Here is a 13820-nt window from a genome sequence, read left to right as displayed (position 1 = left end):
GGTAAAAAAGAAAATTTTTTCTTTTAAATTTGTAGGCTTCAACCGTTTTTGTTCTGCAAACATTTTATATATTCTAGACAATAATGGTTAAATTAAAAATAGCTTGCTAAAATACAGGTTATGAATCATACTATTAGTATAAAAATGTACTAGAAAATTGAATTAATGAGAGGTTGAATCATTTTGTTTTATAGAATTTTACGCGGCACTTTACGCTTTTTGTTAGCGATCTTAAACGGCAATGCCCATTATGAAAATCGTGACAAACTTCCAACAGACACATCTTATATATTAGTGGCACCTCATAGAACCTGGATTGACCCAGTCTATTTAGCACTAGCTGCAAGCCCTAAACCATTTACATTTATGGCTAAAAAAGAATTGTTCAAAAATCCTATCCTTAGTTGGATCATCAGACACGCAAATGCATTTCCTGTCGATCGAACTAACCCCGGTCCAAGTGCTATTAAAACGCCTGTAAAGATCCTTAAAAAAGGGAATTTAAGTTTAATGATTTTTCCAACAGGAACAAGACACTCAAATGAAATAAAGGGTGGTGCTGCTACAATTGCTAAACTAAGTGGTGTGCCAATTATTCCAGCTGTTTATCAAGGACCCATGACTTTAAGTGGATTGTTGAAAAGAAAAAGAGTAACCGTTCGTTTTGGAGACCCAATCACTATAGACCGTACAGTGAAGCTTTCAAAAGAAAACTTAAAGGCAATCGATGAACAAATTCAACAAGCCTTTGACCAATTAGATAACCAAATTGATCCTTCATTTAAGTACGACTATACGAAATAACAAAAAGAGGAGCTGGGACAAATTGTCCTAGCTCCTCTTTTTGTACATACTATGCCGTATTCATCTTAAACTTTTTTTGATGTGCGTTTAACTGTTTTCGGACACACTCTCTTCATTTTTAAGACCATTATTTTGCAAGCGATACATATCATAATAGATACCATTTTGCTGAATCAACTCATCATGTGTGCCACGCTCGACAATTCTTCCATGATCCAATACAAGAATTAAATCGGCATCACGAATGGTAGATAGGCGATGAGCAATAGCCAACGTTGTACGACCTTTCCGCATTTTTCTGAGCCCTTCTTGAATAAGCGCTTCGGTTTCAGTATCAATATTTGCCGTTGCTTCATCCAAAATCAAAATTTTAGGATCAGTAACTATTGTACTTGCAAACGAAATCAATTGCTTTTGTCCTGTTGAATAACTGGCTCCCCGCTCAATGACTTTAGAATCATATTGATTCGGCAATTTCTCAATAAAGGTGTCTGCTTGAACAAATTGAGCAGCTTCTTCTATTTGAAAATCCGTTATAGCTGGATTCTTTAACCGAATATTGTCTTTGATTGTCCCATAAAATAAAAAAGAATCTTGTAAAACTAAACCCATTTTTTTCCTTAATTCTTTTATCGGGTAATTCTTAATAGGAACGTCATCAATCAAGATCTCACCTTCAAAAAATTCATAAAAGCGCATCATAACATTAATAATAGAACTTTTACCACTCCCTGTGTGTCCTACTAAGGCAACCGTTTGTCCAGGTAATGCAACAAAAGAAATATCATTTAATACATTGTGTTTTCCGTCATAAGAAAAACTCACATGTTTAAATTCAATTTTAGCAGCTTGAATCTCAGCCTCTGCTTTTTTGTGTTGTTGCGGTGTATATTCATCATTATCTAACACGTTCAATACTCGACTACTTGAAACGATACCATCTTGAAAGATACTCAAGCTGTCCATCATACTTGTCATAGGATTAAAGAAATTTCGCGCATAAGATGTAAATGCATAAATCACACCTACACTTACTGATCCGTTTAACGAGTCATATCCAAAAAAACCTAAAATAAGAATTAGTGAAAGAGTATATAGAAAATCGATGACTGGACTTAATAAAATTGAATTTGTCTTCACCATTGCATAGCGTAGTTTGTAATAGTCCATATTTGTTTCATCAAACTCTTTTTGCAATCTTTTTTCTTGACGAAATTGTTGGATAATACTCATTCCATTAATTGATTCAGCTAATTTTGAATTTAACAAACTTAGTTTTTCTCTCATATTTCGGTACAATCTTGAACTAAATTTTTGATAATACCAAATGACCACTCCTAGTATTGGGATTAATGCAACAATCCATAGAGAAACCTGAACGTTCAATAGCATCATAGCGATAAGTGAAGTGATAACACCCAGCATCCCTTGTATAATCGTTAAAAATACCGACCAAAATTCTTTAATGGTTTCTGTATCATTTGTCACTCTTGTAACAATTGAACCAGCAGGAGTTTGGTCAAAAAAACGCATACCTAAAGTGTGCAGTTTTTTAAAAATTGCATTACGGATATTTTCTACGGTTTGTTCAGAAGCCATATTATATAAATAAAGATTCAGGTACCAAAAAACAATTTTTACCATCGTCATACCAAAATATATTAAAGCAAACATTCCAATAATTTGATTTGTTGCCGTCCCTTTTGATAAATAATTGTCAATAAACACCTGAAGGATTCTTGGCAAAATGATATTTGTGATAGCTAACAAAACACCAAATAAGATTCCCGCTATGAATTGAAATTTGAAGGGTGAGGCAAACATAATGATCCGTCTTAAAATAGTCACTTGTTCTTTAGTGGTAAATGATTTTGACCAAACTGATTCTTGTTCCATTAGTCTGCACCTCCTTCAATTTTTTGTTCAAGTTGCTGACTGTCAAACATCTCTTTATACCATCCATTTTGAATGATTAAATCAGCGTGTGTCCCTCGTTCGATGACTTCACCATTGTCGATAACAATAATCTCATCTGCATGCATCACACTGCTGATTCGATGAGCAGCTATAATCGTTGTTTGTTCCGAACGTTCATTTTTCAAAGCAGATAATATCCTCTCTTCCGTTTTAGCATCCACTGCGGATAGAGCATCATCTAGAATTAATAATTCAGGTTTAATAATCAGCGCGCGAGCAATTGAAATTCGTTGCTTTTGTCCTCCTGATAATGAAACTCCCCGTTCTCCAACTACCGTATCATATCCATTAGGCATTTCCATGATATCAGAATGAATGGCCGTTAACTCTGCAGCATTTTCAACTTCTTCTTGTGATAGTTCTGGATTAGAAAAGCGAATATTTTCTTTGATACTCGTAGAAAATAAAAATTGATCTTGTGGTACATAACCGATTTGCTGTAACAAGGCATCTAACGTGTAATCTCTGATGTCTTCATTTCCATATAGAATACGTCCACGATAACGATCGTATTCTCTTAAAAGTAATTTAAAAATGCTGGTTTTTCCAGCTCCTGTTTTTCCTACTACGCCGAGCGTTTGTCCACGTTTCAGCTCAAAATGTACCTCTTTTAACGCTGGAACATCGGATTTAGGGTAAGAAAATTTATCAATGGAATAATGAATATCTCCTCTTACTTTTTTCGTTAATGCCGAGGGTTTTTCAATAATTTTCGATCGTTCTAATAGTAATTTCTCTACCCGATTGTAACTTGCACTTCCACGTTCCAAAATATTAAATAATCGGCCAATGGCAAACATCGGCCATACCAGCATAGCTATATAGTTAATAAAGGAAATTAGTTCACCAATAGTGATGGTGCCTGAATTTATATATCTCCCACCCATTACGATGGTCAATACGTAAGAAATTCCCATGATAAAAGTGATTGTAGGGTCAAACAGCGAATCAATTTTATACACTTTTCGATTTTCAGCAACTACTTGCTCTGTTTTTTGTCTGAATTCTTCAACGTCTTCATCTTCTTGACCGAATGTTTTCAAGACCTTCATCCCTGAAATACTCTCTTGCGCTTTATCATTCATATTAGAAAAAGCCGCTTGCGCTCCTCTAAATCGCTCATGGAGTTTTGAACCCAAAACGCGTGAGGCTATAGCAAGCAATGGGAGTGGTATCAATGCAATCAACGTTAATCTCCAGTCAACTACTAGAGCCATGGCAATAATCGTTGTACCCCCTGTAATAATTGAATCAGCTAAGGTCAATATCCCACCACCTGCGACATTTCGAACTGCCGTTAAATCATTTGTTGCATGAGCCATTAAATCGCCCGTGCGGTATTTTTGAAAAAAACTATTGTCCATTTCAGTAAAGTGGTTGAATAATCGTGTTCTAAGTATCCGTTCCAATTTGGCAGATGTTCCCCAAATATTCACACGCCAAATGTAACGAAATAAGTAACTGGCAATTGCCGCACCTATCAAAATACTTAACCACTGGATTAATTTTTTAAGCGTTAACGTTCCTTGACCAACTTCATCTACAATAATTCCCACTATCCTAGGCGGGACTAGTTGAATGATTGCTACAAGAAATAAAAATATCACACCCGTGATATATGCTTTTTTTTCTTGTTTAAAAAACCAACCTAATTTTTTATAAATACCCATTTTCTTCCCTCACCTCTTTACTAATAATCCTATTAATCAAAAAACGCGAACAGATACATATCTGCTCGCACGTTAGTATTATAAGGCAGTGTGTGCCCTTATTTTTTTTTAGTCGTTTTTGTTGTTTGTGTTTTCATTGACGACATCATTTGTTTAATTTTCTTTTCTGATGGTTTTTGTCCCATTTGCATCATTAACATACGCAACATATTTTCGTCAACTGGCGGATTTTTTTTAAAATAATCCATCATGTATTTTCTAGCAAGGAAGAAACCAGCGACTGCTCCACCAACTAAGGCTAAAATAATTAAAAAGATAGCAAGACCTAAATTCATTTTTGATTCACTCCTTTCGAACCTCTCAAGTCTTAATTGTACTAAATATTATTGGAAAAATAAACTAAAATTCTTCTTCTTACGTTAAAAAGTCGCAATTTATCCCATTTACTCACAAAAGAAAGCCATGTAAGTTGAACTTTCAACTCACATGGCCATTTTTTTATAAGTTGTTGTATGTTTTCACAACGTTTTCAACTGTAAAGCCATAGTTTTCAATAACTGTTGCTCCTGGAGCACTTGCACCGTATTTATCTATCCCTACTGAAGCACCATCTAAGCCAACATAACGTTCCCAACCAAATGTGGCTCCCATTTCAATAGATACACGTTTGCGTACTCCATTTGGTAGAACACTTTCTTTATAAGCTGCATCTTGTTTGTCGAATAAATCAAAACTTGGAACAGAAACAACAGAAACATCTTGTCCGCTTTCTTTCAAAGCTTTTTGAGCTTCAATAGCTAACGCTACTTCAGAACCGGATGCCAACAGAATTCCTTCTGGTTTTTCCCCAGCTTGAGGAGAAATAACATAAGCTCCTTTAGCAACATTTGTACGCGCGCCTTCTTTAGTTCCTGGCAATACAGGTAAATTTTGGCGAGATAAAACCAACATTGTTGGATGATCAACTGAAGTGATTGCTAATTCCCAAGCAGCTACAACTTCATTTCCATCTGCTGGACGAAGAATAGACAGATTAGGCATACTGCGCAAACTAGATAATTGTTCTACTGGCTCATGAGTTGGACCATCTTCTCCTACAGCAACTGAATCATGTGTGAATACGTAAGTTACCGGCAACTTAGATATAGCAGCTAACCGAACTGCCGCACGCAAGTAATCTGTAAAGACAAAGAATGTCCCACCGTAAGTTCTAGTTCCACCATGTAAAACGATTCCGTTCATTGCAGCTGTCATTGCAAATTCACGAACACCATACCAAATGTTTCTTCCATCATATTGACCAGCTTGGAAATCTTTTACATCTGCTATCATTGTATTATTAGATGACGACAAATCAGCAGAACCACCCCATAGATAAGGAACTTTTTTTGCGATAGCATTTAACACTTGGCTACTTGTAACACGAGAAGCCAATGCATTGTCTCCAACTTCATATGTTGGTAATTCAGCATCCCAGTTTTTTGGCAATTCATTTTTTAAAGATAACTCGAATTGTTCTGCTAATTCTGGATATTCCGTACGATAAGCTTCAAATGATGCTTTCCATTCTTCTTCCACTTTAGCTCCTTGGTCAACCATTGTTTCTTTAAAGCGTTCTGCTACTTCAGAAGGTACAAAGAAGTCTTCGCCTTCCCAGCCATAAGCCTTCTTAGCTGCTTCAATTCCTTCTGCTCCAAGTGGTGCGCCATGGACTTTATGTGTTCCAGCATTCGGAGCACCAAATCCAATAATCGTTTTCACTTCGATTAAAGTAGGTTTTTTTGTCTCAGCTTTTGCAGCTTCAATTGCTGCATTAATTTCTTCTAAATCATTTCCATCTTTTACAAGAATATGTTGCCAACCATAAGCTTCAAAACGTTGTCCAACATTTTCAGTAAAAGCTTTAGAGGTTGGTCCATCTAAAGAGATATCGTTTGAATCATAAAGAACAACTAATTTCCCAAGTTCCAAATGAGCAGCTAAACTAGCCGCTTCAGCTGAAATTCCTTCCATTAAGTCGCCGTCTCCACATAAAGAATATGTAAAGTGATCTACGATAGAATGACCTTCTTTGTTATAAACTGCAGCTAAATGAGCTTCTGTCATCGCCATTCCAACAGCATTTGCAATTCCTTGACCTAATGGACCAGTTGTTGCTTCTACTCCATCAGTATGGTTCACTTCTGGATGTCCAGGTGTTTTACTGTCCCATTGACGGAACTGTTTTAAATCATCAATTTTAACGTCATATCCAGCTAAATGCAGTAAGCTGTATAGTAACATCGATCCATGTCCAGCTGATAATACAAAACGGTCACGGTTGAACCATTTCGAGTTTTTTGGATTTACTTTTAATTGTTTAGTCCACAATGTGTAAGCCATTGGAGCAGCCCCCATAGGTAATCCTGGGTGTCCAGAGTTGGCTTTTTGTATACCATCCATACTTAGTGTTCTTATTGTATTTACTGCTAATTGGTCTGTGTTATCAAACAAAAAAATCATCCTTTCGATTTTAACTCTCTTATAGTACTTTATTAGTTTACTATTATTTACACTCAAGTGCAACGCTTTCACGATGAGAATGTTATTAAATGGGAGAATTTCATGGTTATCCCATTATTGAACAAAGATTCTTTTATCTTCCGTGAAGACCTTTATCTTTTTGTATGTCTTTTAATTTATCAGGAGTTACATCATTACCTTCTTCATCTACAATTTTGACACCTTCAATAGTATTTCTCATCCCACCACGAAAAGCCGTTATATAGGCATCTCTTAATTCCTTTTGTTCAACTTGTTCTTGGATAGTCAATCCTTTGCCTTTTGATTTTTTTGCTAACTCATTTATTCGTTCTATTTGATCTTTTGGTAACATCGAATCACTCCACTTTTTTATTTATTAGTCAACTATAACAAATTTCTTTTAAAAAAACATCTTTTAATCCTTTAAATCTACGAACGTTTGTTTGATTTGTTCTATCATATATGGTAATCTTAAAATGATAAAATAATAGAAACGAGGTGTTTATATATATTATGAGTAAAAATCCCGAATCAAGACAAGTTGAAGTTCTGCAATATATATACAGTCAAGTTAAATTAAAAGGTTACCCTCCAACTGTAAGAGAAATCGGAACGGCTGTTTCTTTATCTTCTACCTCAACCGTTCATGGTCACCTTTCTCGTTTAGAAAAAAATGGTTACATCCAAAGAGATCCTAGCAAACCAAGAGCAATAGAACTAACACAACTAGGATTATCAAAATTAGGCATTGCACTTGATAAAATACCTTTACTGGGAACTGTAACAGCAGGTGAACCAATCTTAGCTGTAGAAGAAGCGACAGATTATTTCCCATTGCCTCCAAACTTGCAGTTTGAAAATGATTCTCTTTTTATGTTGACTATACGCGGAGAAAGCATGATCAATGCTGGTATTTTTGATGGTGATGAAGTGATTATTCGTAAACAAAGCTCTGCAAATAATGGCGATATTGTTATTGCTATGACTGTAGAAGATGAAGCAACATGCAAAAGATTTTATAAAGAAGAAGATCATTATCGCTTAGAACCAGAAAATGACACCATGAGTCCTATTCTACTTAATGAAGTAACCATTTTAGGCAAAGTAATCGGATTGTATCGTAGCCATATCCAATAAAAAAACGAAGGAACGGGTTTTATCCCGGTTCTTCGTTTTTTTTGTTTCACAGTAAATCTCTTTATTCTAATAAATTCTTAACAGGAGCAAAAGTTTTTCGGTGGATAGGACATACTCCGTGTTTTTCTAAACCTTCTAAATGGACTTTTGTTCCATATCCCGCATTCTTAGAAAAACCGTATCCCGGATATACTGTATCATATTCCGCCATCATTCGGTCTCTTGTTACTTTTGCAACGATACTAGCAGCAGCTATAGACAAACTTTTTGAATCTCCCTTGATAAAGCTTTCTTGGGGAATATTGCTTGGTAGATGCATTGCATCAATCAGCAATTGGTCTGGCTGTTGAGGTAGTTGCTCAATAGCTTCAACCATAGCCAGTTTAGTTGCTTCATAAATATTGACTTTATCAATTATTCGATGGTCTTTTATACCAATCCCAATAGCTATCGCAGATTCTTGAATTTGGTCAAATAACAATTCCCTTTTTGCACTCGATAATTGTTTAGAGTCATTGATTTCCAGTACATTAAAATCTTGCGGCAATATGACCGCAGCTGCAACAACAGGTCCAGCTAATGGACCTCTTCCTACCTCATCGATTCCAGCAATAAATCGTGTTCCTTGTTCCCAAAAAAATTGCTCTATTTGCAACATTTCCTGTTGTTTTTCGAGAATCAATTGCTGTTTTCTCATTTGATTTTCCCAAGACTTATACGCATTTAATACACCTTTACGTGAATCACTCTTAATTAAAGTCAATCGTCCATCATCCATATGGGTGATGGTCGTTAGTAGTTCCTTTATTGCCGTAATGGTCAACGGTTTTTCCATTTTAACTGTCCTGCCTTTTTGGTAAAGAAATCGGCGCTATATCTAATGTATACTTCCCAATTTTACCGCTTCTAATTTCAAAAACAATCAATTCAGCCGCACGAGTATAATCATCTTTATACCCTTTTCGCTCACTGATCAACATAAGCAGGTCTGGCGATTCAAGATTTAATTCTTCTTCTGTTAATCTGTATCGTTTAGCAAGTAGTTCTGGATTTCGAATTTTCATTTCTTCCAATCCATACATAGCAATTTCGTCTAACTGTAGAATGGTGTCTTTAATTGCTCCAGTTAAAGCTAATTTCTTTCCAATTTCAGGATCTTCAAACTTCGGCCAAAGAATCCCTGGTGTATCCAATAATTCTAATTCTTTACCTAACTTCAACCATTGTTGGGCTTTTGTTACACCTGGTTTATTTCCTGTTTGGGCAATGTTTTTCTTTACAAATCGATTGATCAACGTTGATTTTCCAACGTTAGGAATTCCAATACTCATAGCTCGAATTGCACGAGGTTTGATGCCTTTAGCGGCTCTACGATCAAATTTTGGTTGTAAAAGTTCTTTTGCTTTTGCCATCAATTGTTTCATGCCGTGTCCTTCTTGAGCAACAATTGGAACAGCCGCTATTCCTTGATCATTAAAATAAGCTACCCACTTCTTTGTTTCTAACGGATCCGCTAAATCACTTTTATTTAAAATGATTATCCTTGGTTTTTCTCCAATAATTTCATCTAATATTGGATTGCGGCTTGATAAAGGTAATCTTGCATCTACTAGTTCAAAAATAATATCTACTAGTTTAATTTTTTCTGTTACTTGGCGTCTTGCTTTTGCCATATGTCCTGGGAACCATTGAATGGTCATTTAATTTTCACCTTTCTATTTACACAAAAAAAGAACTACACTATTGTATTGTATTTTTTTTTCATTTCATTTGTTAATCCTCGTCAATCGTACCAAATTTTTCAAGTGGCCAGATACGAAGATTTGTTGTTCCACTAACAGTGGTCGCATCTATAAACCCTACTTCACTAAATCGGCTGTCTTTTGAATTTTGACGATTGTCTCCCATTACAAAATAAGTCCCCTCTGGAACAGTTTCTTCTCCTGTTTTAGCAGCTAATAAGAAGTCTTCTGTAAAATTATCTCCTGGTGTCATATTTTCGATGGAATTTTCTAAATACTCTTCTTCAACCGGTTCTCCATTGATATACAACACATCATCTTGATAACGAATCGTATCTCCTGGCATACCAATAATCCGCTTGATATACTGTTTATCCGGCTCACCTGGAGCTGGAAAAACAACCACATCAAAACGATCTATTTTGTCGATTTTATTTAAAATCAAACGATCTTGATCTTCTAAAGTAGGTGCCATTGATTGACCGTCTACACTCACTGGAGCAAAAAGAAAATGTCGAATGAGTAGAAAAATTATCAATGCCACAACACAATACAACAAGGTGCTTAAAATTTCACTTCCGCGACCTTTATTTTCTTTACGTTTTTGACTTGGAGAAAGATGACGCGTGTTTCTCGGTTCGAAAGTATTTTCATTCTTGTGTTGATTATCAGAAAAATTAATTTTACTCAATTGCATCTCCCTACCTTCTTATACTATTTATTGAATAAAATTTATACGATTAAATGGATAGTAAGTAAAGGATGTTTCACCAATAATTGAATCTAGTGGAACACTACCGAAATAGCGACTGTCATTACTTGATCTCCGATTATCTCCTAGTACAAAATACTCATTTTCTGGAACTATTTGAGTTCCAGTTAGTTCTTCTAAAGTGAAATCGGATGTCCATACCCCACCAGCATGATTAACTAAATTATTATCAAGAAATTTTTCCTCTATTTTTTTATCATTTATATACAGCTGATCATTTTCGTAGCGAACTTCCTCTCCCGGTAACCCAATGACTCTTTTAACAAGTGTTCGATTTGAAGAATCATGAAATACAACTAGATCAAATCTTTCTATATTATTATAGATGGTTCTAACTATGATTTGATCATCCTGTTGAAAAGTTGGTATCATAGAAGAACCTTCAATAGTCATAGGAATAAAGATAAAATTTCGCAGTAAAACAGTGATTGATCCAGCTAATAAGAGAGCCTTAAACCATTCCCATGAAAATTCCTTCCAAGACTTTTGTCTCATTACATTCGCTCCAAATCAATCTATTTATTCTATCATACAAGAAAACCTAAAAAAAAACTATTTATTTAAAACAATGATTTAACCAAAAGAGAGATAGCAAACTCCTATCTCTCTTTTGGCATCAAGTTGTTAACAATCCTGTTTCCTAACCATCACTGTTTATTCAGCAGTTGCATTAGATTGCAATTCTTTGATAGCTGCCTTATATTGAGTATCATTTTCATCTATTAATGTTCTCAATGAATCAATGAGTTGAGTAGCAGTCTCACCTGTTACAATACCATCAACAGGTATTTTTTTATCTTCCTGAAATTGTTTGACGGCTTCTTGAGTAGTTTCATCAAAGTATCCATCTACTGATTCTACAGGATAATCTAACGCTTTTAGTACTTTTTCTAAATTCTCAACTTCTGCGGACACATCTTTTAATTGATACGTTTTTGAACTATCAATAATCAATAAATTAGCGTAATCCGGTAAAGCTACTTCTATAGTAGGTTTAATTCCTTCTTCGTTGATCCACTTGCCGCTTGGCGTTAACCATTTCGCAACGGTCATTTTCAATTCACTACTATCATCAAATGTAGCAACATTTTGAACCGTTCCTTTTCCAAATGTCTGAGTACCAATCAATTTAACATTACCCGATTCATTAACCGCACCTGCTAATATTTCAGAAGCACTAGCACTTCCTTCATCTACTAATAAAACAGAAGGTTCTGTCACTTTGAAGTCACCCATTGTCGCATCATCAGAAACGATTGGGATCGGTTCTTGATCTTTTTCCTGTGTTTGTAAAATAGTGTCACCATTTTCTAAAAATAAATTAGAAATACTCAACCCGGCATTTAATAATCCACCAGGATTTTGGCGAACATCAAAGACAAAAGATTCAGCACCCTGTTCTCTTAAATCTTCAATCGCAGCCACTAAGTCATCATAAGTTGGTGAAGAAAAACTTGTGATAGAAACATAGCCAATTGTTGGATCTTCTTCATCTAATTGGTAAACAACTGTCTCAACAGGTATGGTATCCCTCACAACAGTCACTTCGAAAGTTGAATCGCCACGTTTAATGGTTAACACCACTTCTGAGCCTTTTTCACCACGAATATACGATACAGCTTCATTTAAATTTAAACCTGATAGTTCTTGATCATCTGCTTTTAAAATAAGGTCATTCGGTAGCAATCCTGCTTTTTCAGCTGGAGAACCTGCAATTGGAGACACAATCATGACATTATCTCCTTGCTTCATTACTTCTGCACCAATTCCTTCAAAAGAAGCCGAGATGCTTTCATTTAAAGAAGTAGATTCTTCTACATCAAGGTATTGTGTATAAGGATCTTCAACAGATTCTGTCATGCCGGTGATAGCACCTTCAATGAGCGTTTCTCCTTCAACCCCTTGATAATAATCCGACATCAACGCATCATACACTTCTTGAATTTTTCCAAATTCATCTGCATTCATTTCCACGCTTACTTCTGATGAATTTAACTGATCTTTAGCAGGTGATTCATCATCATTTGCATTTGTAACAGCTATTGTTCCACCAATTGAAAGTGCAGCAACTACTATGAGAGAAGCGCCATACGCCCAAGGCTTAATGGCTTTTTTATTCTTTTGCTTGTTTGGTTCATTCTCCATGTATAAGCTTCCCCTCTGGTTTCAATTAATTATTAGATGCGGTTAGTTGATTTTACTGCTGAAGTTGTTTTTATTTACTGCACATTTATTTGAATTTTAAAGCCGTTTCTAATGCTACGATCATCATATCATTAAATGTTGTTTCACGCTCATCTGAAGATGTTTCTTCCCCCGTAATCAAATGATCACTGATGGTTAAAATAGCTAAAGCGCGACGATTGTATTTAGCTGCTAAAGTATAAAGACCGGCTGCTTCCATTTCAGTTGCCAATACACCATAATCTGCAAGTTTCTTTTTGTCTAGCTCTTCATTATAAAAACGGTCAGCAGACAAGATATTTCCTACTTTAACATCCATTCCTTGTTCAATAGCAATATCATAAGCTGTTTTTAGTAAATCAAAATCAGCAATAGGAGCAAATTGGACTTGATCATTAAATGTATTTTTAACAACAGCAGAATCTGTTGTTGCACCTTGAGCTAAAATCACATCACGTACTTTCACGTCTTTTTGCATTCCACCAGCAGTTCCTACACGTATTAAGTTTTTTACGTTATATCCTGTAATCAATTCTTCAGCATAAATCATCATAGAAGGAATTCCCATTCCAGTTCCTTGAACAGAGACACGTTGACCTTTATATGTTCCTGTGTAGCCGAACATGTTTCTCACTCGATTGTATTGTTCAACATCTGTTAAAAAGGTTTCTGCAATATATTTTGCTCTTAATGGATCTCCTGGTAACAATACCGTTTCTGCGATTTGGCCTTCTTTAGCTTCAATGTGTACACTCATGATTATTTCCTCCTAGTGGTATGGTTGTTTTAGTTATCTTTGTCTAAATAAATTTCCCAAGCTGTGTCAAAAGTTGTCATTTCGTCTAAATATGTGCCATTTAATTCTAGATAATGACTAACTTCATGATAATCTTCTGATTGTTTTGGGAAACCGTCATCTAAATAAACAGCATTTGCAAATAAAGTGACAGCATCTTTTTTATGTGGATCTCTTTCAGTCATTAAATAATGATAAAACGGACGTTGCATTGA

General features: G+C 35.4%; 14 protein-coding genes. 2 read left to right on the top strand and 12 right to left on the bottom strand.

Features of this window, described 5'->3' with window-relative positions; all coding sequences use genetic code 11:
• Positions 1 to 183 precede the first annotated feature (183 nt).
• Positions 184 to 804 carry a lysophospholipid acyltransferase family protein gene (locus ACKI3H_RS01635; RefSeq protein ID WP_407370561.1) on the top strand — a complete coding sequence of 207 codons (621 nt, stop codon included), beginning with the start codon at positions 184 to 186 and terminating at the stop codon, positions 802 to 804.
• Positions 805 to 891: 87 nt separating this feature from the next.
• On the opposite strand, the gene ACKI3H_RS01630 is transcribed toward ACKI3H_RS01635, so the two are convergent.
• The 5 genes from ACKI3H_RS01630 to ACKI3H_RS01610 form a co-directional block, all read right to left on the bottom strand.
• Positions 892 to 2700 carry an ABC transporter ATP-binding protein gene (locus ACKI3H_RS01630; protein ID WP_407370560.1) on the bottom strand — a complete coding sequence of 603 codons (1809 nt, stop codon included), beginning with the start codon at positions 2698 to 2700 and terminating at the stop codon, positions 892 to 894.
• On the bottom strand, positions 2700 to 4451 hold the full coding sequence (locus ACKI3H_RS01625; RefSeq protein ID WP_407370559.1) for an ABC transporter ATP-binding protein: 1752 nt from the start codon (positions 4449 to 4451) through the stop codon (positions 2700 to 2702). Before ACKI3H_RS01625 ends, ACKI3H_RS01630 begins: the two co-directional genes overlap by 1 nt.
• Positions 4452 to 4549: 98 nt before the next feature.
• Positions 4550 to 4786, bottom strand: a complete 237-nt coding sequence (locus tag ACKI3H_RS01620) for a YneF family protein (RefSeq protein ID WP_035022758.1) — start codon at positions 4784 to 4786, stop codon at positions 4550 to 4552.
• A 163-nt stretch (positions 4787 to 4949) separates the two neighbouring features.
• Complete coding sequence (tkt, locus tag ACKI3H_RS01615; RefSeq protein WP_407370558.1) at positions 4950 to 6953, bottom strand: transketolase; 2004 nt, start codon at positions 6951 to 6953, stop codon at positions 4950 to 4952.
• A gap of 133 nt (positions 6954 to 7086) precedes the next feature.
• Positions 7087 to 7326 carry a DUF896 family protein gene (locus ACKI3H_RS01610; protein WP_407370557.1) on the bottom strand — a complete coding sequence of 80 codons (240 nt, stop codon included), beginning with the start codon at positions 7324 to 7326 and terminating at the stop codon, positions 7087 to 7089.
• Between the two features lie 161 nt (positions 7327 to 7487).
• Between ACKI3H_RS01610 and lexA the strand changes: the two genes are divergently transcribed.
• A complete protein-coding gene (lexA, locus tag ACKI3H_RS01605) occupies positions 7488 to 8111 on the top strand; it encodes a transcriptional repressor LexA (RefSeq protein WP_407370556.1) in 624 nt (207 codons plus the stop codon).
• 61 nt (positions 8112 to 8172) lie between these two features.
• Here lexA and ACKI3H_RS01600 read toward each other — a convergent pair whose 3' ends face one another.
• From ACKI3H_RS01600 to ACKI3H_RS01570, 7 genes are all read right to left on the bottom strand, one after another.
• Complete coding sequence (locus tag ACKI3H_RS01600; RefSeq protein WP_407370555.1) at positions 8173 to 8946, bottom strand: ribonuclease HII; 774 nt, start codon at positions 8944 to 8946, stop codon at positions 8173 to 8175.
• Between the two features lies 1 nt (position 8947).
• Entirely contained in the window at positions 8948 to 9811 is an 864-nt protein-coding gene (gene ylqF / locus ACKI3H_RS01595; protein ID WP_407370554.1) for a ribosome biogenesis GTPase YlqF, read from the bottom strand.
• A gap of 73 nt (positions 9812 to 9884) precedes the next feature.
• Complete coding sequence (gene lepB / locus ACKI3H_RS01590; RefSeq protein WP_407370553.1) at positions 9885 to 10550, bottom strand: signal peptidase I; 666 nt, start codon at positions 10548 to 10550, stop codon at positions 9885 to 9887.
• A gap of 21 nt (positions 10551 to 10571) precedes the next feature.
• On the bottom strand, positions 10572 to 11120 hold the full coding sequence (gene lepB / locus ACKI3H_RS01585; RefSeq protein WP_407370552.1) for a signal peptidase I: 549 nt from the start codon (positions 11118 to 11120) through the stop codon (positions 10572 to 10574).
• Positions 11121 to 11279: 159 nt separating this feature from the next.
• Positions 11280 to 12770, bottom strand: coding sequence for a S41 family peptidase (locus ACKI3H_RS01580; RefSeq protein WP_407370551.1), 1491 nt, complete (start codon positions 12768 to 12770; stop codon positions 11280 to 11282).
• Positions 12771 to 12855: 85 nt separating this feature from the next.
• On the bottom strand, positions 12856 to 13566 hold the full coding sequence (gene deoD, locus ACKI3H_RS01575; RefSeq protein WP_407370550.1) for a purine-nucleoside phosphorylase: 711 nt from the start codon (positions 13564 to 13566) through the stop codon (positions 12856 to 12858).
• Positions 13567 to 13595: 29 nt separating this feature from the next.
• Positions 13596 to 13817, bottom strand: coding sequence for a YozE family protein (locus ACKI3H_RS01570; RefSeq protein WP_407370549.1), 222 nt, complete (start codon positions 13815 to 13817; stop codon positions 13596 to 13598).
• Positions 13818 to 13820 lie beyond the last annotated feature (3 nt).

The organism is Carnobacterium sp., assembly GCF_045617425.1.
GTDB lineage: Bacteria > Bacillota > Bacilli > Lactobacillales > Carnobacteriaceae > Carnobacterium_B.
This window is presented reverse-complemented; position numbering and strand designations above follow the sequence as displayed.

Coding starts and splice junctions, on each gene's coding strand:
- ACKI3H_RS01625 (WP_407370559.1), bottom strand. CDS start 4,451: ATGGGTATTTATAAAAAATTAGGTTGGTTTTTTAAACAAGAAAAAAAA.
- ylqF (WP_407370554.1), bottom strand. CDS start 9,811: ATGACCATTCAATGGTTCCCAGGACATATGGCAAAAGCAAGACGCCAA.
- ACKI3H_RS01630 (WP_407370560.1), bottom strand. CDS start 2,700: ATGGAACAAGAATCAGTTTGGTCAAAATCATTTACCACTAAAGAACAA.
- lexA (WP_407370556.1), top strand. CDS start 7,488: ATGAGTAAAAATCCCGAATCAAGACAAGTTGAAGTTCTGCAATATATA.
- lepB (WP_407370553.1), bottom strand. CDS start 10,550: ATGCAATTGAGTAAAATTAATTTTTCTGATAATCAACACAAGAATGAA.
- ACKI3H_RS01620 (WP_035022758.1), bottom strand. CDS start 4,786: ATGAATTTAGGTCTTGCTATCTTTTTAATTATTTTAGCCTTAGTTGGT.
- deoD (WP_407370550.1), bottom strand. CDS start 13,566: ATGAGTGTACACATTGAAGCTAAAGAAGGCCAAATCGCAGAAACGGTA.
- ACKI3H_RS01600 (WP_407370555.1), bottom strand. CDS start 8,946: ATGGAAAAACCGTTGACCATTACGGCAATAAAGGAACTACTAACGACC.
- ACKI3H_RS01570 (WP_407370549.1), bottom strand. CDS start 13,817: ATGCAACGTCCGTTTTATCATTATTTAATGACTGAAAGAGATCCACAT.
- lepB (WP_407370552.1), bottom strand. CDS start 11,120: ATGAGACAAAAGTCTTGGAAGGAATTTTCATGGGAATGGTTTAAGGCT.
- tkt (WP_407370558.1), bottom strand. CDS start 6,953: ATGATTTTTTTGTTTGATAACACAGACCAATTAGCAGTAAATACAATA.
- ACKI3H_RS01610 (WP_407370557.1), bottom strand. CDS start 7,326: ATGTTACCAAAAGATCAAATAGAACGAATAAATGAGTTAGCAAAAAAA.
- ACKI3H_RS01580 (WP_407370551.1), bottom strand. CDS start 12,770: ATGGAGAATGAACCAAACAAGCAAAAGAATAAAAAAGCCATTAAGCCT.